Annotated in this window: 19 protein-coding genes; 1 reads left to right on the top strand and 18 read right to left on the bottom strand. The window is 55.0% G+C overall.

Annotated features, from left to right (window positions below; genetic code table 11):
• From ACML7B_RS01155 to mtaB, 11 genes are all read right to left on the bottom strand, one after another.
• Positions 1–958 (bottom strand): YifB family Mg chelatase-like AAA ATPase (locus tag ACML7B_RS01155; protein WP_418538985.1); only part of this gene is annotated, 958 nt, incomplete at its 3' end.
• Positions 959–1110: 152 nt separating this feature from the next.
• Positions 1111–3063, bottom strand: a complete 1953-nt coding sequence (locus ACML7B_RS01150) for a DUF5107 domain-containing protein (protein ID WP_418538984.1) — start codon at positions 3061–3063, stop codon at positions 1111–1113.
• A gap of 34 nt (positions 3064–3097) precedes the next feature.
• Complete coding sequence (sigK, locus tag ACML7B_RS01145; RefSeq protein WP_418538983.1) at positions 3098–3721, bottom strand: RNA polymerase sporulation sigma factor SigK; 624 nt, start codon at positions 3719–3721, stop codon at positions 3098–3100.
• Between the two features lie 86 nt (positions 3722–3807).
• Positions 3808–5034: a peptidase U32 family protein gene (locus tag ACML7B_RS01140; protein WP_418538982.1), complete on the bottom strand. Its 1227-nt coding sequence runs from the start codon at positions 5032–5034 to the stop codon at positions 3808–3810.
• 31 nt (positions 5035–5065) lie between these two features.
• Complete coding sequence (locus ACML7B_RS01135; protein WP_106790253.1) at positions 5066–5710, bottom strand: O-methyltransferase; 645 nt, start codon at positions 5708–5710, stop codon at positions 5066–5068.
• A 116-nt stretch (positions 5711–5826) separates the two neighbouring features.
• Positions 5827–7494, bottom strand: coding sequence for a ribonuclease J (locus tag ACML7B_RS01130; protein WP_346708110.1), 1668 nt, complete (start codon positions 7492–7494; stop codon positions 5827–5829).
• A 2-nt stretch (positions 7495–7496) separates the two neighbouring features.
• Complete coding sequence (locus ACML7B_RS01125) at positions 7497–7982, bottom strand: Fur family transcriptional regulator (RefSeq protein WP_106790251.1); 486 nt, start codon at positions 7980–7982, stop codon at positions 7497–7499.
• A gap of 6 nt (positions 7983–7988) precedes the next feature.
• On the bottom strand, positions 7989–8249 hold the full coding sequence (locus ACML7B_RS01120; protein WP_106790250.1) for a DUF1292 domain-containing protein: 261 nt from the start codon (positions 8247–8249) through the stop codon (positions 7989–7991).
• A gap of 14 nt (positions 8250–8263) precedes the next feature.
• Positions 8264–8707 carry a Holliday junction resolvase RuvX gene (gene ruvX, locus ACML7B_RS01115; RefSeq protein WP_418538980.1) on the bottom strand — a complete coding sequence of 148 codons (444 nt, stop codon included), beginning with the start codon at positions 8705–8707 and terminating at the stop codon, positions 8264–8266.
• On the bottom strand, positions 8707–8970 hold the full coding sequence (locus ACML7B_RS01110; RefSeq protein ID WP_106790248.1) for an IreB family regulatory phosphoprotein: 264 nt from the start codon (positions 8968–8970) through the stop codon (positions 8707–8709). The genes ruvX and ACML7B_RS01110 overlap by 1 nt, the downstream gene beginning before the upstream one ends.
• Positions 8971–9027: 57 nt before the next feature.
• Entirely contained in the window at positions 9028–10320 is a 1293-nt protein-coding gene (gene mtaB / locus ACML7B_RS01105; protein ID WP_418538979.1) for a tRNA (N(6)-L-threonylcarbamoyladenosine(37)-C(2))-methylthiotransferase MtaB, read from the bottom strand.
• A 110-nt stretch (positions 10321–10430) separates the two neighbouring features.
• On the opposite strand from mtaB, the gene ACML7B_RS01100 reads away from it, so the two are divergent.
• Positions 10431–10664 (top strand): HPr family phosphocarrier protein, encoded by a 234-nt coding sequence (locus ACML7B_RS01100; protein WP_346708107.1) that lies wholly within the window; start codon positions 10431–10433, stop codon positions 10662–10664.
• Between the two features lie 77 nt (positions 10665–10741).
• On the opposite strand, the gene thiI is transcribed toward ACML7B_RS01100, so the two are convergent.
• The 7 genes from thiI to ACML7B_RS01065 form a co-directional block, all read right to left on the bottom strand.
• A complete protein-coding gene (gene thiI, locus ACML7B_RS01095; RefSeq protein WP_418538977.1) occupies positions 10742–11923 on the bottom strand; it encodes a tRNA uracil 4-sulfurtransferase ThiI in 1182 nt (393 codons plus the stop codon).
• A 27-nt stretch (positions 11924–11950) separates the two neighbouring features.
• Positions 11951–13108 carry a cysteine desulfurase family protein gene (locus ACML7B_RS01090; RefSeq protein ID WP_418538976.1) on the bottom strand — a complete coding sequence of 386 codons (1158 nt, stop codon included), beginning with the start codon at positions 13106–13108 and terminating at the stop codon, positions 11951–11953.
• A 40-nt stretch (positions 13109–13148) separates the two neighbouring features.
• A complete protein-coding gene (locus tag ACML7B_RS01085) occupies positions 13149–13886 on the bottom strand; it encodes a 16S rRNA (uracil(1498)-N(3))-methyltransferase (RefSeq protein WP_418538975.1) in 738 nt (245 codons plus the stop codon).
• A gap of 4 nt (positions 13887–13890) precedes the next feature.
• Entirely contained in the window at positions 13891–14853 is a 963-nt protein-coding gene (gene prmA, locus ACML7B_RS01080; protein WP_418538973.1) for a 50S ribosomal protein L11 methyltransferase, read from the bottom strand.
• A gap of 57 nt (positions 14854–14910) precedes the next feature.
• On the bottom strand, positions 14911–15477 hold the full coding sequence (locus ACML7B_RS01075; protein WP_418538971.1) for a manganese efflux pump MntP family protein: 567 nt from the start codon (positions 15475–15477) through the stop codon (positions 14911–14913).
• Positions 15478–15810: 333 nt separating this feature from the next.
• Positions 15811–17682: a TcaA NTF2-like domain-containing protein gene (locus ACML7B_RS01070; protein WP_418538969.1), complete on the bottom strand. Its 1872-nt coding sequence runs from the start codon at positions 17680–17682 to the stop codon at positions 15811–15813.
• Between the two features lie 31 nt (positions 17683–17713).
• On the bottom strand, positions 17714–18916 hold the full coding sequence (locus ACML7B_RS01065) for an N-acetylmuramoyl-L-alanine amidase (protein WP_418538967.1): 1203 nt from the start codon (positions 18914–18916) through the stop codon (positions 17714–17716).
• Positions 18917–18972: the final 56 nt, after the last annotated feature.

Genomic DNA, 18972 nt, shown 5'->3' with positions numbered 1-18972 from the left:
GCAGGGCCTCCAGCACATTTCTCGGAAATTCCGCCAGCTCGTCCAGGAAAAGCACCCCGCCATGGGCCAGACTTACTTCTCCCGGCATGGGGACCGCGCCACCCCCTGCCAGGGCGCTTCTTGTGACGGTATGGTGGACACTGCGGAAAGGCCGCCCGGTGATCAGCGGACGCTCCTTGTCCACCAGCCCCAGCACACTGTAGATCTTGGTGATCTCCATGCTCTCCTCCAGATCCGGCGGAGGCAGGATGGTAGGCAGGCGCCTGGCGATCATGGTCTTGCCGCTCCCCGGCGGCCCGATAAGCAGCAGGTTGTGCCCTCCCGCCACCGCAACTTCCGCGGCCCGGCGGATATGCTCCTGTCCCCGGACATCCCGGTAGTCCAGGCCTTCCTGCAGGTCCCGGGAAGGCAGAAGTTCCCTTTTCTCCTCCGGGGGGATCCTGCATTCTCCCCGCAGATAATTTCCTGCTTCCGCCAGCGTCTCCACTCCCAGGATACGAACCCCTTCCGCCAGTCTTCCCTCGGCTGCATTTTCTTTTGGCAGGATACAGGTGTGACATCCCATCCGGCGGGCCTCCAGCACAATGGGAAGGATCCCCGGTACCTCCCGGACCCTTCCGTCCAGGCTCAACTCCCCGATCACCAGAGTCCCGGTAAGCTTAGCCGGGTCGTAGAGATCCAGGGCTCCCATCACCGCCAGGGCAATGGGAAGGTCGAAGGAAGCCCCACGTTTGCGAAGGGTTGCCGGGGCCAGGTTGACCACGATCCTTTTGGGCGGAAGCTGGGTCCCGGAATTCCTGAGGGCCGTCCGCACCCTGGCCGCCGCCTCCTTCACCTCCGACGACAGATAGCCCACCATATGGAAGATGGGCAGCCCGTTGCTCACATCCGCCTCCACCTGCACCGGTTCCACTGCAAGTCCCTGCAGGGCGGCGGACAAAATGGTACAAAATGCCATTGTTCCACTCCTTTCTTTCACTTTTTGTCTGTAGATTTCTTTCTTCCTTATGGAAATAACGGCCGAACCGGCCAGATATAAGATCAGGGAGAAGCCCCGATCCAGATGTAACCTCATCTTAGCTCAGATCTTCTCCCTTTGTCAACTTGATTTTACAGAGATGAGAAATCCCAGTGCTCCGGCACGGGCTCTGTCTTTTGGTCTTTTAATTCCTGGCAGGCCATCTCCCAGAGCTGGGCCAGATTGTCCTCGCACTCCCGCAGGTCCTCCAGGAGGAATTCCCGGTGGGTTCTCAGGAAATCATAGACTTCCTGCCATCTGCCGACTCCTCCCAGGGCCGCGTAGTAATCGAAGGTCACCCGGCTCTCCTGCCGGATCTCCTCCGGAAGGGCGGAATACAGTTCCAGGATCCCGGCATAACCTTTCACCGCCAGCAGGATCCGCATCCCCTCCTTCACATAGGACAGATCCTCCGGGCGCATCCGGATCCCCCGGATCATCCAGTCCGCCGCCTCGCTGTTCCGATCCTCCAGAAGACAGAGGGACGCCAGCGCATGGCAGGCCCAGGCCGTCTCTTCCAGGTTCCAGGAGGTCAGGAATTCCTGCTCAGCCTTCTGGTTCTCTCCGGCCTCCAGAAGAAGAAGCCCCAATTGATAGTGGAGGTACCAGTTCTCCTTTCCGGCGCCTTCTACCGCTTCCGTAAGCCTGTCCCGGAAGACTTCCCCGTACATGAATCCTCCCGGCTTCCCGTCCGGGGAGGGCGCGTCCATCTGCCCGGTCTTAAGAAACCGAACCCAGGATTCCTGGTGAGGGCTGGTCAGGTGATATTCCAGATGTTCCGACAAAGGCCTTCCTCCCCGGGCTTCCCGCTCTGCCTCTGCCACCGGGCCGTATCCGCAGCCCTCATAGACCAGCTCTCCCCTGGTCTTTGCCATCCTTTTTGTAGCTGCCAGGGTCTCCTCCAGACCTTCTTCCCGGATCCTCTCTGCCATCTGCTCTGTAAACCGATCCCTTAGTTCCTCGAAGGAAAGAGCCTGTTCTTCTGAATTGATCTGGACTTTGCCGTATCGCTCCAGCCATTCCCAGGCGCTGTGGGGCGGCATGGGGATGCACCCGTACTGGGTCTTCCCAAGCCCCGCCTGGATCTCCACATAAGGGCCGGCCTCTTCCGTCAGGAATTCCTGCCACCGGTGACCTCCCCGTTTCTTCCCCCAGGAGAACAGCTTTCTTCCCCGCAGCCGTCTGGTGGAATACTGGAGCAGTCCGTATCCGTCTTCCCCGATATTGGCGATATACCTGGGGCTCTCCTCCGGAATATTGAAGAAATAATCCACCTGGGAGGGGATGTTCCCGTACCGGGTCACATCCACCCCTTCCACTTCCGGAATCCGGGTCTTGTATACCCGCTGGTAATTGCTGCTGTAGGCCTCCCGGGCAGGGACGATGAGCCGTCCTCCCGGATACTCCGGCACTGCCATATTGCTCCACCAGTACATGGGGATCACCTCATCCCCCGAGTTGACGATCCGCATCCGGCAGTTCAGCGTCTTTCCTGTTTCCTCAAGCCAGAAATCCATCTGATACTCGATCCCCCGGACCCGCTCATATTCATACATCCGAAGCACCGGGATCCCTTCTCCCATGGTAAGTCTCGCCGTATAAAGCGGCCGGGTGGTAAACTGCGTGTGGCCGATCAGGCTCACATTCCACTCCACGCCCCCGCTGAACCAGGCATTGCATATGGCCAGGTTGCTGAAACGGATCACATCATTGGTATACAGAAGATTCCGTCCGGTCTCCTTGTCTGTAAGTTCCCACAGGCGGCCGCCCAACTCCGGAAGAAAAACGGCTCTCAGGAAGTCATTTTCCAGTACTGCCGTCTTCATCTCCCGCTCTCTTATTTCCCGCCTGTAAGTCTGGATCTGGGGATAGGGATAAGAATTGGCCCTTCTGCCGAATCCCTCATAGATCTCATCGTCTTCCTCCAGGGAAAATTCCAGATGGTTCTGGAGCACTCCTTTTCCCCCCAGGTCCGGGACGCTGGCAGGTTCGCCAAATTCCCCTGTCCGCATAGTTTTTGTCTCGAATCTCAACTCCGGTTTCATAAAAGTCCTTTCTCCTTTGCTGTCTTTTTTATCCTTAGAAAAATTCCCTCAGTTTTTCAATGGCGCTTTTCTCGATCCTGGAAACGTAAGAACGAGAGATGCCCAGGATCCCGGCAATCTCCCGCTGGGTATATTCTTCTTCATGATAGAGCCCGTAACGCATCTTCAGCACCAGCCGCTCCCGGGGGGAGAGTTCTGACTCCACCCTGGTATAGAGCGTTTTCACATCGTCTTTGAGCGCCACCTTCCGGTGGGCGTCGTCCTCTGTCTCGATAATGTCGAAAAGCTGGATCTCATTCCCCTCCCGATCCGTTCCGATGGGTTCATAGAGGGAAACCTCCCGGGAAGATTTCTTCCTGGCCCGCAGATGCATGAGGATCTCATTTTCAATGCAGCGGGCCGTGTAAGTCCCCAGACGTACGCATTTATCAGGATTGAAGGTGACGACCCCTTTGATCAGGCCGATGGTGCCGATGGACAAAAGATCCTCCATCTCTTCCTCGCAGGACTGATACTTCTTCACGATATGGGCGACGAGGCGCAGATTCCGCTCGATCAGGATGTGCTTTGCTTCCAGATCACCCTCCGTATATCGTTGCAAATAATATCGCTCTTCTGCGGCAGTGAGGGGTTGGGGAAATGATTTCAAGGAAAGCACCTCTAGGCGTCGTTACTACATTCTATGTAAAATCCGACTCCTCTGTGCTTTTCCATACAAAAATCGCCTTGTCCCGCGCCTCTTCCCTACTCTGCTCTTCTCAGAAGATCGTAGGGCCTGGCCTCTTTATCAAGCCCCACGTATAGGATCTGCCGGGCATGGGGAGCGCTTTCCTGATCTTCCCCTGCTTCATTCACGATCCGCTTCACCGTAGTGGTCACATTTCTCCCGTCCGGCTTCATGATCTCAATAGTTTCCCCCACTGAGAATTTATTTTTCTGCTGGATCTGATAGAGGCCGCCACGCTCTTCTTGGATCATTCCCAGATAGGTGTACTCCTTTACATAAGTGCTGGCATCGTAGATCTGGCTTTCCTCTCCCGGCTTTCCAAAATAAAATCCGGTGGTGAACTCCCGGTGGGTGCAGCTTCCGATCTGCTGCCGGTACCATTCCATATTGGCCTGATATTTCTCAGGGCTTTCCAGATAATCGTCGATAGCCTTCCGGTAGGTCCGGGCCACGGTAGCCACATAGAGGGCCGTCTTCATCCGTCCCTCGATCTTGAAGCTGTCGATCCCGGCTTCGATCATCTCCGGAATATGCTCGATCATGCACAGATCCTTGGAGTTAAAGAGGAAGGTTCCCCGCTCATTCTCGTAGACCGGCATGTACTCCCCGGGCCGGGTCTCCTCCACCACCGCATATTTCCAGCGGCAGGGATGAGTGCAGGCCCCCTGGTTGGCGTCCCGGCCGGTAAAATAATTGCTCAGAAGGCAACGCCCGGAATAAGAAATGCACATAGCCCCGTGGATGAAGCTCTCGATCTCCATCTCCTCCGGGATCTTCTCACGGATCTCCCGGATCTCCGCAAGGGACAGCTCCCGGGCGGACACCACCCGCCGGGCTCCCTGTTTCCACCAGAACCGGTAAGTCCCGTAATTGGTGTTGTTGGCCTGGGTGCTGATATGCCGCTCGATCTCGGGACAGATCTCCTTTGCCAGTTCAAAAATGGCCGGATCCGCGATGATCAGCGCATCCGGTTTTAGTTCCTTCAGTTCTTTCAGATATTCTTCCACCCCCGGAAGATCCCGGTTGTGAGCCAGGATATTCACCGTCACATGGACCCGGGCCCCGTGTTCATGGGCAAAGGAGATCCCCTCCTTCATCTCTTCCATGGAAAAATTCTTCGCTTTTGCCCGCAGGCCGAACACCTCGCCGCCGATATAAACTGCATCCGCGCCGAATATAACTGCCGTCTTCAGAACCTCCAGGCTGCTGGCCGGGATCAAAAGCTCCGGGCATCTCTCTCTCATCTTTGTTTCTCTCCTTCTTATCCGTCACTTGCTATTTCTTTCTTACGCTTAACGCCACCCCGTCTCCCAGAGGCAGGATGGATGTCTGCAGCTGATCGTGATGTTTCAGTTCATAAAGATACTCCCGCATCCGGCTGTGGATGGTCCGATCCCTGCGCTCCACCGCGAACCGGGATTCCAGAACGTCCCCGCCCTGGAGCACGTTGTCCGAGACCAGCACTCCGCCCGGGGCCAGAAGGCGTACCGCCTCCGGCAGATAATAGATATACTGGCCCTTGGCCGCGTCCATGAAGATAAAATCATAAGCTTCCGTAAGTTCCTTCATCACCGCAAGGGCGTCCCCCTGGATAAGAGAGATCTCCCCTTCCTTCCCCGCCTGCCGGAAATTCTCCCTGGCAATGGGGATCCGCTTCTCATAGTTCTCAATGGTAGTGATGTGCCCGCCCTCCGGCAGATAGGCGCTCATCAGAAGCGCAGAAAACCCCACCGCCGTCCCGATCTCCAGGACCTTGCGGGGCTTATGCATCACAAGGAGCGTTTTCAGGAAGCTCTGAGTCTCCTTGCGGATGATCGGCACCCGCGCCGCCAGCGCCTCCGCCTCGATCCGCTCCAGAAGCGGTTCTTCCGGCGCCTCCAGGGAAGCCACATAAGTAGAAAATCTCTCGTCAACGATCATTTTGGTACACCCCTTCTGTCATTTTGGTACACCCCTGCGCGCATTTTGGTACAGGGCAAACGTCAATTTAGGACGTAGCCTTTTTGCAAAAGGCTACGTCCTAAATTGAATCTTTTTTAAACGTCCATGATGATCGGAAGGATCATTGGACGCCGTTTCGTCCGTTTCCAGATGAATTCGTTCATGGTATCGCGGATCACCAGCTTGATCTTGCTCCAGTCCGCATTTCTCTGGTGGCTTAAGCATTTCTCCACTGCTTCTGTCACCACATGCCGGGCTTCTTCCATCAGTCCTTCAGACTCCCGCACATAGACGAATCCGCGGGATACGATGTCCGGCCCCGCCAGCAACTGATTGCTCCGCTTCTCCAGGGTCAGCACCACGATGAGGATCCCGTCTTCTGCCAGGTGCTGCCGGTCGCGGAGAACGATGTTTCCGACATCTCCTACGCCCAGGCCGTCTACCAGGATCTCTCCGGTGTGGACCTTGTCCACCACCTTGGCCTCCTCACTGCTTACCTCCAGCACGTCGCCGGACTGGAGGATGAAGATATTGTCCTTGGGGATCCCCAGGGATCTGGCGATCCCGGCGTTTGCCTTCAGGTGCCGGTATTCCCCGTGCACGGGGATGGCGTATTTGGGCTTCACCAGGGAATAGATAAGCTTCAGTTCTTCCTGACAGGCATGCCCGGATACATGGGCATCCTGGAAGATCACGTTGGCTCCCTTGGCGGACAGCTCATTGATCACCCTGGAGACGGATTTCTCATTTCCAGGAATCGGGTTGGAACTGAAAATGACGGTGTCTCCAGGCATAATGGTTACCTTCTTGTGTACGTCCGCCGCCATCCGGGACAGAGCCGCCATGGACTCGCCCTGGCTTCCGGTGGTGATCAGCACCGTCTTCTCCGGCGGATAATTCTTCAGCTGGTCGATCTCTACCAGCGTCTTATCCGGTACATTTAAGTATCCCAGTTCCTGGGCTACCTGGATGATATTGACCATGCTCCGGCCTTCTACCACAACCTTCCGGTCGTACTTGCAGGCGGAGTTGATGATCTGCTGCACCCGGTCCACATTGGACGCGAAGGTGGCGATGATGATCCGGGTATTCTGATGTTCCGCGAAAATGTGGTCAAAGGTGATCCCCACCGTACGCTCCGACTGGGTAAATCCTTTGCGCTCCGCGTTGGTACTGTCGCTCATCAGCGCCAGCACGCCTTTCTTGCCGATCTCCGCAAACCGCTGCAGATCGATGGCATCCCCGAATACAGGGGTATAATCCACCTTGAAGTCCCCGGTGTGGACCACGATCCCCGCCGGTGAATAGATGGCCAGCGCCGCCGCGTCCTGGATACTGTGGTTGGTCTTGATAAACTCGATCCTGAACTGTCCCAGGTTGATGGACTGTCCGTGGCGGACCACTTTCCTTCTGGTGCTGCGCAGAAGATTGTGCTCTCCCAGCTTTCTCTCAATGATCCCCATGGTAAGCTTGGTCGCGTAAATAGGAAGATTCATCTCCCGCAGCACATAGGACAGAGCGCCGATATGGTCCTCATGTCCATGGGTGATGACAAATCCCTTTACCTTCCGGATATTTTCCTTCAGATAGGTGATGTCCGGAATTACCAGGTCGATCCCCAGCATATCGTCCTCCGGGAAGGCCAGACCGCAGTCCACGACAACAATACTGTCTTCATACTCAAAGGCAGTAATGTTCATTCCGATCTTCTCCAGTCCTCCCAGCGGAATGATACGCAGTTTTCCATTGTTTTCTTTTTTCAAATTTACACCTCCATGTGTTTTTCCGTACTGTTTCCTTGGGCCTTCTTCAGGCATTCACGGCATTGTCCATAGAACTTTAATTCGTGGTCTAACACATGGAACCCCGTCTTTTCCTCGATATGACGCTCCAGCCCGTCCAGGAGGTCGTCCCGGAAGGGCAGGACTGTTCCACAAGTCTTGCATATCAAATGATGATGGTGGTGCTTCCCTTCGCCCTCGAAGAGTTCCCCGATTTCATAGCGCACACATCCGTCATCCAGATTGATACGATCCACCAATTGCATTTCCAGCAACAACTGCACCGTTCGGTAAATGGTAGCCAGTCCGATCTCCGGATAGTCTTCCTTTACCAGTTCATAGATGTCTTCCGCAGTCATATGTCTGTCCCGATGATCTGCGAGTACTTCTAATACAAGCAACCGTTGATTGGTTACCTTAAGACCTTTTTCTTTAAGCATCTCCTTGAATTTTTCCTGACTGATCGACATAGACACTTACCTTTCAATCTCCACGTCCTCCAACAGCTCTTCAAATACTTTGGAGACCGCGTTCAGTTCTTCTTCGTCCTCCACCATCTCGTAGAGGCTCTCCAATGCTTCTTCTGATGCGGTATCTTTTAAAATAAAACATTCCGCCTCGTCTTCTTCCGAATCCGTGACCAGAATGTATGACACCCCGCCTACCTTTGTCTGCTCAAGTACAAAAAATTCAGTTTCTTCCTGCATTTCGCCGGACATGAATGTAATCTTTTCCATCAGTCAACACCTCGCTAAGAGAGGGACTCTCCACTGCCGTGAGAATCCAGATACCCCTGCAGGATCAAGACCGCCGCGATCTGATCCACGTACTTCTTGCGGTCCTCCCGCCGGACCTCCCGCTCCTTGAGCGTCCGCTCCGCCTCCACCGTAGTGAGCCGTTCATCCCACATCACCACCGGAAGGCCGGTGCGCCGCCGGAGCATCTCGCCAAACGCCAGGGCATGTTCCGCCCGCTCTCCAATATCATTGTTCATATGCTTGGGCAGGCCCAGAACGATCTTCTCCACATTCTGCTCCCGGATCAGCTCCTCGATCCTGGCGCAGGTCTTGCGCAGTTTGTTCTCCTCCTTGCGGAAAATGGTCTCCACCGCCTGAGCCGTTATGCCAAGGGCGTCGCTTATCGCCACGCCGACCGTCTTGGAGCCGTAATCCAGCCCCATGATCTTCCCTGACATTATCTCCAGCCGTTGTGCTCAATATACGTCTTGAGCATCTCTTCTACCAGTTCATCCCGCTCCGCCTTCATGATCAGGCTTCTCGCCCCATTATGGCTTGTAATATAAGTCGGGTCTCCCGACATGATATATCCAACGATCTGATTGACCGGATTATAACCCTTTTCGCTCAATGCCTTGTACACAATCTCAAGAATATCTTTCGCCTGGATCTGCGGGCCGCTTTCTACCTGAAAAAACTGGGTGCTGCTTAAATCCTTCATATACTCACGTCCTCCCAAAATACTTCATGATTATTCTACCTTAAAGCCGCGCAAAATTCAATGGATTATTTGTGAACGACTCTCAATTTCTACATTTACAAGTTGATTGGACAGATCCTCCCTGGTTTTTCGTCCAATTTTCACATACTCCTTTGTGTGGCCCACCTGCCAGGTCTCCCCGTCGATCACCACAGACTCTTCCATCAGGACCTCCCGGGTAGTCCCAAGAAGCTTCTCTTCATACTCCCGCTGCTTCTTTTGTCCAAGCTCCAGAAGAAGGGCGCTCCTTTTCGTCTTCACGCTGTCCGGTACCTGCCCGTCCATAACGGCGGCCCGGGTTCCTTCCCGCCTGGAGTATTTAAAGATGTGGGTCTCATAGAAGTTGATCCTGTCGATAAATGCCCGGGAAGCCTCAAACTCTTCTTCCGTCTCTCCCGGAAAGCCCACGATCACGTCGGTGGTCAGGGCCGGATCCTGGAAATACTTCCGCAGGATCTGGCATTTCTCCTCATACTGCGCCGTGTCATAGCGCCGGTTCATCCGCTTCAGGGTAGCGTCGCAGCCGCTCTGCAGGGACAGATGGAAATGAGGGCAGAACTTGGGGCACTCCGAAAGAGTCCGGGCAAATTCCTCCGTGATGATCCCAGGCTCCAGAGAACCCAGGCGGATCCTGCAGATCCCTTCCACCTGGTGGACGCTTAAGATCAGCGACAGTAGATCGTCCCCAATATCCGTACCGTAGGAGCTTAAATGAATACCGGTGAGCACCACTTCCTTATATCCCCGCTCTGCCAGGCGGCGTACCTCCGCCACCACCTCTTCCCGGCTCCGGCTGCGCACCCGCCCTCTGGCATAGGGGATGATGCAGTAAGAACAGAACTGATTGCAGCCGTCCTGGACCTTTAAGAAGACCCGGGTGTGTCCCGCCGTGTGGCTTACCGTCAGATCTTCATATTCGCTGGTATGGCCGATGTCCAGCCGCTCGATCTTCTTTGCCCCGGCGCCCCTCTCCCGGAAATAATCCTCCAGGACCTTGGCGATCTCCTTCTTCTTATTGTTTCCGATCACGATGTCTATGTCTGCGTCAAGCCTCGCTGTATCCTTAGTCTGCACATAGCAGCCCGCGGCCACGATCACCGCCCCGGGATTTTTCTTCCGGGCCCGGTGGATCATCTGTCTGGATTTGCGGTCCGCCACATTGGTGACGGTACAGGTGTTGATGATATACACATCCGCCTGCTCCTCAAAAGGTACGATCTGGTAGCCCGCCTGTTCCAGGAGCTCCTGCATGGCCTCTGTTTCATATGCGTTTACTTTGCAGCCCAGGTTGTGCAGCGCCGCTTTTCTCATAGGTTTTGTTCCTTTCTTTTCTGAGACTTTACCAATTTATTCCTTGACTTTTAATTCCTCTGCTCTTAAGATATTGATAGAACATCAAAGAAAGCGAGGAGGTTATTCCAATGAAAACTGTACAAATTTCTTTAAACTCCATCGATAAAGTAAAATCTTTCGTCAACCAGATCACCAAGTTTGACTATGATTTTGACCTGGTATCCGGAAGATACGTCATCGATGCCAAATCCATTATGGGAATCTTCAGCCTTGACCTTTCCAAGCCTATCGAGCTTGCGATCCACGCCGGCGAAGAAGAACTTGACGGTGTGATGGCTGCACTGGAGCCTTATCTCGTTTAGGAAACAGACGGGTTCATCCCGTAGGAAAAGATTGCGCAGGATCTGCGCAATCTTTTTTATTGTCCTTTTTCTCTTTCTTACTCCACTTCAATGATCTCCACGGTATCCACTGCCTTCTGGAACAGCTCGCCGATCTTCTCCTCCAGCTTCTCCTCGGAGCGCCGGATCACCTCCACATTAGGCTTGGTCACCGGATGCTTCGCCACAAAGATGGTACAGCAGTCCTCATAAGGCTGGATGGAGGTTTCAAAGGTGCCGATCCGCTCCGCGATCTCCACGATCTCCCGCTTGTCATAGCCGATCAGCGGCCGGTACACCGGCAGGGTGCACACGTCGTTGGTGGCCGCAAGACTGTGCATGGTCTGGCTTGCCACCTGGCCGATGCTCTCCCCGGTGATCAGTCCCAGACTCTTGTCCTGTCTGGCGAAATGTTCCGCGATGCGCATCATATAACGCCGCATGATAATGGTCAGTTCGTCGTGAGGACACTGATCGTAGATGTAAAGCTGGATATCGGTGAAATTCACCACGTAAAGCCTGATGGGACCTGCGTACCGGGCTACCAGCTTCGCCAGGTCCACCACCTTTTCCTTGGCCCGCTCGCTGGTGTACGGCGGCGCATGGAAGTACACTGCCTCGATCTCCACGCCCCGCTTGGCGATCATATAGCCCGCCACCGGGCTGTCAATGCCGCCGGACAGAAGGAGGGTGGCCTTGCCGTTGGTCCCCACCGGCATTCCGCCGGCTCCCGGGATGATCTGGGAGTAGACATAGATCTCATTGCGGATCTCCACATGGAGCATCACATCCGGGTGATGGACGTCCACCCGAGTCTGGGGAAATGCTTCCAGAATGGCCTCGCCCAGATCGCAGTTGATCTCCATGGAGGTCTTGGGGTAAGATTTCTTCGCCCGGCGGGCCTCCACCTTGAAGGTCAGGTTCTTATCCGGATACACTTCATCCATATAAGCCACAACATCTTTCTTCAGCTGGTCAAATCCCCGATCCTCCATGCGGACCACCGGACAGATCCCCACCAGGCCGAACACACGGGTCAGGTGCTCCACCGTCTCCTCATAATCGTACTCTCCCACACAGTCCACGTAGATCCTGGCCTGGGATTTATACACTTTGAACTCTCCGTCCACATCTGTAAGGGCCCGCTTCACCTGACGCACCAGGGCGTCCTCAAAAAGATACCGGTTCTTTCCCTTGATCCCGATCTCTCCGTATTTCAATAAAAAGGTATGAAATCTCATCGCTTGTTTCTCCTGTCTTTCCGGCTGTTAATGCCGGGTATATTTTCGCAGTACTGGTACTATATTATAGAGGGTCTCAAGAGTGTAGTCAATCTCTTCTGGGGTGGTAAATTCCGACATGCTGAACCGCAGTGTGGCGTCCAGGTACTCCTGCCCTGCCCCGATGCCTTTTAACACCCCGCTGATCTGGGGATGGTTGGAAGCGCAGGCCGAACCGGAAGACACGTAGATGCCCTTCTCTTCCAGGGCATGAAGCAGCACCTCGCTGCGGATCCCCGCAAATCCCACACTGATGATGTGGGGCGCCGACGTTTCATCGTACAGGCCGTGGATCGTGATATCTTCGATTTTCTGCACGCCCTCGATGAAATGCGCTTTCAGCTCCCGCATACGGGCCACCTTCTCATCCAGATCCTGGTAAATGAGTTTCGCCGCCAGTCCCAGTCCCGCGATGCCCGGGACATTTTCCGTGCCGGAGCGCACATTCTTCTGCTGCTCTCCCCCGAAGACAATGGGCTGCATCTTCACATGGCTTCCCACATAGAGGGCGCCGATCCCCTTGGGTCCGTGGATCTTATGGCCGCTTATGGTGCACAGGTCCACGTTCAGCTTCCGGGGATAGATCCGGTACTTTCCAAAGCCCTGGACCGCGTCCACATGGAAGAGAATGTCTTTGTTATACGCCTTCACGATGCTGGCCGCCTCTGCGATGGGCTGCACCGATCCCACTTCATTATTCACATACATCACCGACACCAGGATGGTGTCCTCGCACAGGGCCTCCTTCAGGGCGTCAAGCCGGATCCTCCCGTACCGGTCCACCGGCAGGAAGGTCACCCGGTAGCCTTCTTCCTCCAGATGGCGCATGGTGTTGATCACCGCCGGATGTTCAATGGCGGAGGTGATGAGGTGATTGCCCCGGCGCCGGTTGGCCCGGGCCGCTCCCATAAGAGCCAGATTGTCGCCCTCCGTACCCCCGGAGGTGAAGAAGATCTCCTTATCCTGCACCTTCATAAGCTTCGCCAGGGTTTCTTTTGCTTCTTTTATATAATGTTCCGCCGTCACGCCCTTGGCGTGCATGGAAGAAGGATTGCCGTAATCCTCGCACATTACCTTGCGCACCAGGTCGCCCACGCTGTCGTAAGCCCGGGTGGTGGCGGAATTATCCAGATATACTTCTTTCATAAACTCACTTCCTGATCTTTCTTACTATTAACCTATGTGGCTACGCCTCCAGGTGGAACATCAAAAGGGAAAGGGCGGTCAGCCCTGCCGTCTCTGTCCGCAGGATGCGCCGTCCCAGAGAGATGGGATACGCTCCCGCCGCCAGCGCCGCCTCCACTTCTTCCTTCTCAAAGCCGCCCTCCGGGCCGATGAAGATCCCCACCGACTGCCCCGGACGGATCCCTTCCAGGATCTCCCTGGATCTTCGCACGTCCCGCTCCAGCTCATAAGGGATCAGCACCACGTCAAGCTCTGCCGCCTGTTCCAGCGCCCGGGCGTAGCTTTGCACCTCCCCCACCTGAGGGATGTAGCCCCGACCAGCCTGCTTTGCCGCACTCTCGGCGATCTGCTGCCAGCGGGCCACCTTTTTCGCCGCCTTCTTCTCGTCCAGACGGACCACGCTGCGCCGGGTTGCTACAGGGATCACCTGGCAGACCCCCAGTTCCACGGATTTCTGCACGATCCACTCCATTTTCTCCTGCTTGGGAAGCCCCTGGAAGAGATAGATCCTGGAGGGAAGCTCCGTATCCGTCTCCTTTTCCTCCAGAATAGAAAGAAAAGCATTTTCCCCTTCATAATGGTCAATGGCGCACCGGTACTGACGGTTATTGCCGTCGCTGACCACCAGTTCTTCCCCTGGACGCATCCGAAGGACATTTCTCATATGGTTGACATCCGGTCCCGTGACCAGGATCTCCCCCTCTCCCACCTGGGACGGGGGCACGAAAAAATGCTGCATACTCTTACTTCTCCTGCTCTTTCCTGGCTACCACCGAGGCCCACTCGCCCTGATGATTGATCTCCAGCACCGTAAGTCCGGCATCCCTTGCCGCCTGGGCCACCAGTTCTTCCTTCCCTTCTATGATACCGCTGGTAATGTAGACGGCGCCGGGCTTCATCTGATGGACGATCACCGGCGTCAGGGGCACCAGCACATCTGCCAGGATGTTGGCCGCCACCACGTCGTATTTCTCATAACCCACCTGATCCTGCACCGCCGGATCATCGATGATATTTCCGATCATCACCTGATACTGGTCCGTGGAGATCCCATTGACCTCCATATTTTCCCTGGTAGCCTCAATGGCACAGGGATCCAGGTCCGTCCCCACACTGTAGGCCGCCCCGAATTTCAGCGCCAGCATTCCAAGGATGCCGCTCCCGCAGCCCACATCCAGGATCTGATCTCCTGGTTTCACATAGGTTTTCAGCGCCCGGATGCAAAGCTGGGTAGTCTCATGCATGCCGGTCCCAAAGGCAGTGCCCGGGTCAATGTGGATGATCATCTTCCCGCTGTCCTCCGGCTTCACCTGCTCCCAGGAAGGAATGATCAGGATGTCGTCAATGGTAAACTGATGGAAGTACTGCTTCCAGTTGTTTACCCAATCCACATCCTCGGTCACCGACTCCTGGATGGAGGCCTCCCCCACATCCAGAAATGCCCGCATCTCTTCCAGTTCCTCTCTTACCTTCCGGAGGATCTCCTCCTTGTTCTCGTCCTCTTCCAGATAGAAGGTCAGATAGGCGGTGCCGTCATCCTCCGGGATGTCCGGCAGGATATCCACAAACATCTGCTCCTTATCCAGTGCTGTCAGCGGCACCTTATCCTCAATCTGCACGCCCTCGATGCCAAGGTCCGCCAGCATGCTGCTTACAATATCCTCCGCCTGTGTGGTCGTCTTCAGGCGAAACTGGTTCCATTTCATATTCCCTTCTCCTCTTGGGCCTCCGCCCCGTTTTTCTCACCTTTGATCAGATTTTCGTTACAGGATCCCCAAATGCTCCAGCAGGATCTTGCAGCCGATCAGCACCAGGATGATGCCCCCTGCCAGCTCTGCCTTAGACTTATATCGGGTCCCGAATATATTGCCTATTTTAACACCGATAAGCGAGATTGTAAATGTAGTCACGCCGATAAAACTCACCGCCCAGACGATATTTACAGAGAGAAAGGCGAAGGTCACGCCCACCGCCAGGGCGTCAATGCTGGTTGCCACCGCCAGGGCCAGCATGGTTCGCACATCCAGAGACTCCCCGGAAGAATCACAGGCCTCGTCCCCCTTCACCGCTTCCCAGATCATGTTTCCTCCAATGATCCCAAGCAGGATGAAAGCGATCCAGTGATCCACTGAAGTGATCACATCCTTGAACTGCACTCCCAGAAGATACCCGATGGCCGGCATCATCGCCTGGAAGATCCCAAAATACAACCCCACGATCACACCCTTGCTCCACGTACACCGCTTCATCGCAAGGCCCTTACAGACAGATACCGCAAAAGCGTCCATCGACAATCCCACCGCAATCAGCAATAACTCAACGATTCCCATGTGTACCTCCTTAGTTGGGGACGTGGTATTTTCGAAAATACCACGTCCCAGATTAAAAATACCCTGTCCCTTTTTGCACTGATCGGCTCAAAAAAAGACCCATTCATGGTATCCCATGAATAAGTCTCATCATTTAAAGTAATGCCAGGTGCATTTTTCCACCAGTATGTTGACAAAACTACGCTTTTCGCGCCAACTACTCCCTTATCACTTCTGACTATTATATAGATTCCCCTGTCCGATGTCAATTGGGGACAGGGTTTTTCCTGATTGGGGACAGGGTTTTTTCAATCTGGGACGTGGTATTTTTAAAAATACCACGTCCCCAATTAACTACTGTTTAATCCTGGACACGACTTTCAGGTCTACGAAATCGGTCATATACCAGGTCGTCCCGCCTGCATTCTCCAGCGCGTACTGGCACTCCTGGGTCATCAGCTGCAATGACTTGCCCGCCACTTGCACATAGTAGGTCTCTCTGGTGGAGACTACGCAGTTATTATTTCCGCTATAGGCGACGTCAGTGATCTCATAACTGTCCAGCCGCTCGGAGATATCTCTTTGCACATACTTCTCCTGTTCCTTGTAAATGGCGCTGCCTGGTTTCAGGCAATCGGAGATCAGGGAGAAATCGTTATTGGTCACTGCGTCCGGGAAGTTTTTCAGGTACTTCTCCACTACCGCCTCCGGTCCGTCTTCATAGACTGTGGCGGCCTTGGCGCTCAGCAGCACATTGGGCTTGTAGGAATACTGGCATTCCCCGCCGTACTCTCTGCTGTGATATCCCACCTGGATATTGGCCTTATCGTCTACCGTCGCCCCGGTGCTGTCCTCGAACTCCAGAAGATACATCTCCTTCTCCATCTCATAGATCTCCTGGTAAATGCTTTCCATGGAATAAACATCGCTGATACTGTAATATTTTCCTCCCGTCTGCTCCGCGATATAGCTGATCCTGGAGGCGTCAATGGAGCCGATCCCAATGATGAACACCGGCACGTGGTACCGGTTTGCCACCTGGATCACATCTTCCGGGGTACAGTTGCTGTAATTGTCATTCCCGTCGGTAAATGCGATCACACACCGGGCTCCGTTCTGGGCCGCCACACGCTCTACCGAGGTGTAAAGAGCATCATAAAGGCTGGTCATATCGTCGGTGAACAGCTGATTTACCTTCTGGGTCAGAAGATCCTCGTCCCCGCAGAACTCCTGCTCCAGCCGCACACCGGTTGAAAATGAAGTCAGCTCCACCAGGTCTCCCGCCTCAAACTGCACGCTGCTGATGAAATTGTTCATGATTTTCTTGGCTTCATCCAGGGGACTGCCGTTCATGCTTCCACTGACGTCCGCCACCATGTCCACCTTCAGGGCTTCCTTCTCATTCAGCTGGTTGGCTGCAGTCACCGTCTGCCGGACATATTCTGCGTTGGCGTCCTCCTTCTCGATATAGAAGAGCATGCTGTCCAGGTCTTCCGGCACCTCGCCTGTCGCCGGATCCTCCACATTCACATACAGCCGGACGGTAGGAAACTCTGATGCGTCCACCTGCTGCACATCCACGGTCAGCTCCTGCTCCGGCTCCACATACTGGAACACGATGGCATCCAGCTCTTCAAAAGCCTTCTTTACCGCCGGGTAATCCGGCTTCTTGTTCCCGGTCTCCTGCTCTACGGCCTGAAGCTCTTTCTCGTAAGACTCCGTCTCTCCTTCTTCCGCCTCAGACATATCCACGCTCTCATAGAAATCCATCTGTTCCCCGATAAAATCATCCAGGTCTTCCTTCACGGATTTCAGTTCCTTGATCACGTCCTGCTTCTTTCCAACATCCAGGATCCCCAGACCTTTCCATTCCTCTGCGGCGGCCTTGGTCTGTTCCTCATATTCCTGGAACCCGCAGGCCTCCACCTGAGACAGGGCCTTGTCCTTTTGCATGGTAAGCCCGGCAGTGGCATAGACCGTCCCGCCCCCTGCCAGAAGAAACACCAGGACTACTGCGATCACTGCCGCGATCAGCGGCTTTTTGGACCCCTTTTTCTTCTGTCCGCCTTTGGGCGGCTTCTTTGCGCCCGCCGGTCCGGGATCCATAACAGGTCCCTGCTGCGCCTGCTTTTCCGGCCCTTCCGGCCCGCCTTCTACCCTCGCCCCGCAGTTTGGGCAAAACAGCGCGTCATCCTCGATCTGGTGTCCGCAATTTCCACAAAACATCTCTCATTCCCCCGTTTCTTCCTTTTGTTTTCTATAGAAATCCAAATCCTTCCGCAATGCCTTCCGCATCCGCCCGGGCCCAGGCTTTTGCCAGTTCTCCGGTCTTCGCCGTGCCCCGCATCTCAGGCACTGTATGGAATCCATGCTCAATGATCATCCCCGGCACTCCCACATTGGCCGCTCCCCGGAGCACTCCATAATAATCTCCGCTCTGGCCCATCCTGCGGCAGACAGTGCCTTCCACATTCGTGGCGTCATTGTAGGCGTCCGTCCACTCCCGGATCTCCCCGGCGGCCTTTACTTCCTGGAAAGCACCCTTCGCTGCGATCCCGAGATCCAGACTTGCCTTTGCAAGACCGCTTCCGATCCGGTTAGCCAGCCGGATCACCTGGGGATCCTGACAGGCCGGCTCATTAAGGATCAGGATGGGCTTATTAATGGAAATGGGCTGTTCCTCGGTGGCACAGCCATTGGCCCCATCCAGATTGGCGTTGGTGTGAAGAGAGATAAAGAGATCCGCCCCTTTAGCCGCCTCGCCCCGCAGGCTGATGTGCCGGGAATCCAGTTCATCATTACTATATCCCTCAAGCGTGATATCCCCGGACTCCCTGGTCATCCTGACAGTCACTCCATATTCTTCTCTTAAGATCTTCTCAAGTTCCTGGGCAAGTGGCAGTGTGAAATCCCCCTCCGCATAGACCGGTTCCGTCTGGATCAGGTTCTTGCCAGCGTAGTGGCCCGGATCGATGCAAAGGAGAAGATTGCTGGCCATCACCGGCTCTCCATCCTCAACCTCATAAGCTTCCGGATCCAAAGGCTCTGCCTGCACCCGGTACTCATACTGCCGGATGGAACTGTCCTCCAGGGTATCCACCCAGGACAACTGTCCTTCTTCCGTTCCCTGACCGGCCGGCAGGCTTCCCACCTGCTCCCAGCCCTCTGTCCCCGGCGTCCGCCGCTCCACCTGATATTCCCTAACAGAAGCGTCCCACTGATCCGGCCACCGGACCTCAATCTCCCGATCCGAGATCCGCGCAAAAGACAGCCCTTCAATCCGGATCGTCTCCTTCTCCACTGCCTGTTCCTCCTTAACGGCCTCCCGGGCCTGTCGCTCTATCTCTTCCATCTCCTGCTCATTTTGCTTCTCCAGGAAATACCAGGCTCCAAAGGCTCCTGCCCCCAGCGCCAGCACTCCTGCCAGGATAAGCAAAAGCACTTTCATCCAACTCTTCATATTCCTTCCCCCACTCTCCTGATTATACCTCTCTTTTCCACTTCCCGTCAATGCGC

The organism is Massilistercora timonensis, assembly GCF_048354975.1.
Classification (GTDB): domain Bacteria; phylum Bacillota; class Clostridia; order Lachnospirales; family Lachnospiraceae; genus Massilistercora; species Massilistercora timonensis.
Note: the sequence above shows the minus strand (reverse complement) of the source record. Positions and strands in the feature narration are given on the sequence as shown.

Excerpts from the sequence above, each read along its gene's own strand:
- ACML7B_RS01150 (WP_418538984.1), bottom strand. The coding sequence starts at position 3,063 with ATGAAACCGGAGTTGAGATTCGAGACAAAAACTATGCGGACAGGGGAA.
- ACML7B_RS01140 (WP_418538982.1), bottom strand. The coding sequence starts at position 5,034 with ATGAGAGAGAGATGCCCGGAGCTTTTGATCCCGGCCAGCAGCCTGGAG.
- ACML7B_RS01135 (WP_106790253.1), bottom strand. The coding sequence starts at position 5,710 with ATGATCGTTGACGAGAGATTTTCTACTTATGTGGCTTCCCTGGAGGCG.
- ACML7B_RS01125 (WP_106790251.1), bottom strand. The coding sequence starts at position 7,982 with ATGTCGATCAGTCAGGAAAAATTCAAGGAGATGCTTAAAGAAAAAGGT.
- ACML7B_RS01120 (WP_106790250.1), bottom strand. The coding sequence starts at position 8,249 with ATGGAAAAGATTACATTCATGTCCGGCGAAATGCAGGAAGAAACTGAA.
- ruvX (WP_418538980.1), bottom strand. The coding sequence starts at position 8,707 with ATGTCAGGGAAGATCATGGGGCTGGATTACGGCTCCAAGACGGTCGGC.
- ACML7B_RS01110 (WP_106790248.1), bottom strand. The coding sequence starts at position 8,970 with ATGAAGGATTTAAGCAGCACCCAGTTTTTTCAGGTAGAAAGCGGCCCG.
- mtaB (WP_418538979.1), bottom strand. The coding sequence starts at position 10,320 with ATGAGAAAAGCGGCGCTGCACAACCTGGGCTGCAAAGTAAACGCATAT.
- ACML7B_RS01100 (WP_346708107.1), top strand. The coding sequence starts at position 10,431 with ATGAAAACTGTACAAATTTCTTTAAACTCCATCGATAAAGTAAAATCT.
- thiI (WP_418538977.1), bottom strand. The coding sequence starts at position 11,923 with ATGAGATTTCATACCTTTTTATTGAAATACGGAGAGATCGGGATCAAG.
- ACML7B_RS01090 (WP_418538976.1), bottom strand. The coding sequence starts at position 13,108 with ATGAAAGAAGTATATCTGGATAATTCCGCCACCACCCGGGCTTACGAC.
- ACML7B_RS01085 (WP_418538975.1), bottom strand. The coding sequence starts at position 13,886 with ATGCAGCATTTTTTCGTGCCCCCGTCCCAGGTGGGAGAGGGGGAGATC.
- prmA (WP_418538973.1), bottom strand. The coding sequence starts at position 14,853 with ATGAAATGGAACCAGTTTCGCCTGAAGACGACCACACAGGCGGAGGAT.
- ACML7B_RS01075 (WP_418538971.1), bottom strand. The coding sequence starts at position 15,477 with ATGGGAATCGTTGAGTTATTGCTGATTGCGGTGGGATTGTCGATGGAC.
- ACML7B_RS01070 (WP_418538969.1), bottom strand. The coding sequence starts at position 17,682 with ATGTTTTGTGGAAATTGCGGACACCAGATCGAGGATGACGCGCTGTTT.
- ACML7B_RS01065 (WP_418538967.1), bottom strand. The coding sequence starts at position 18,916 with ATGAAGAGTTGGATGAAAGTGCTTTTGCTTATCCTGGCAGGAGTGCTG.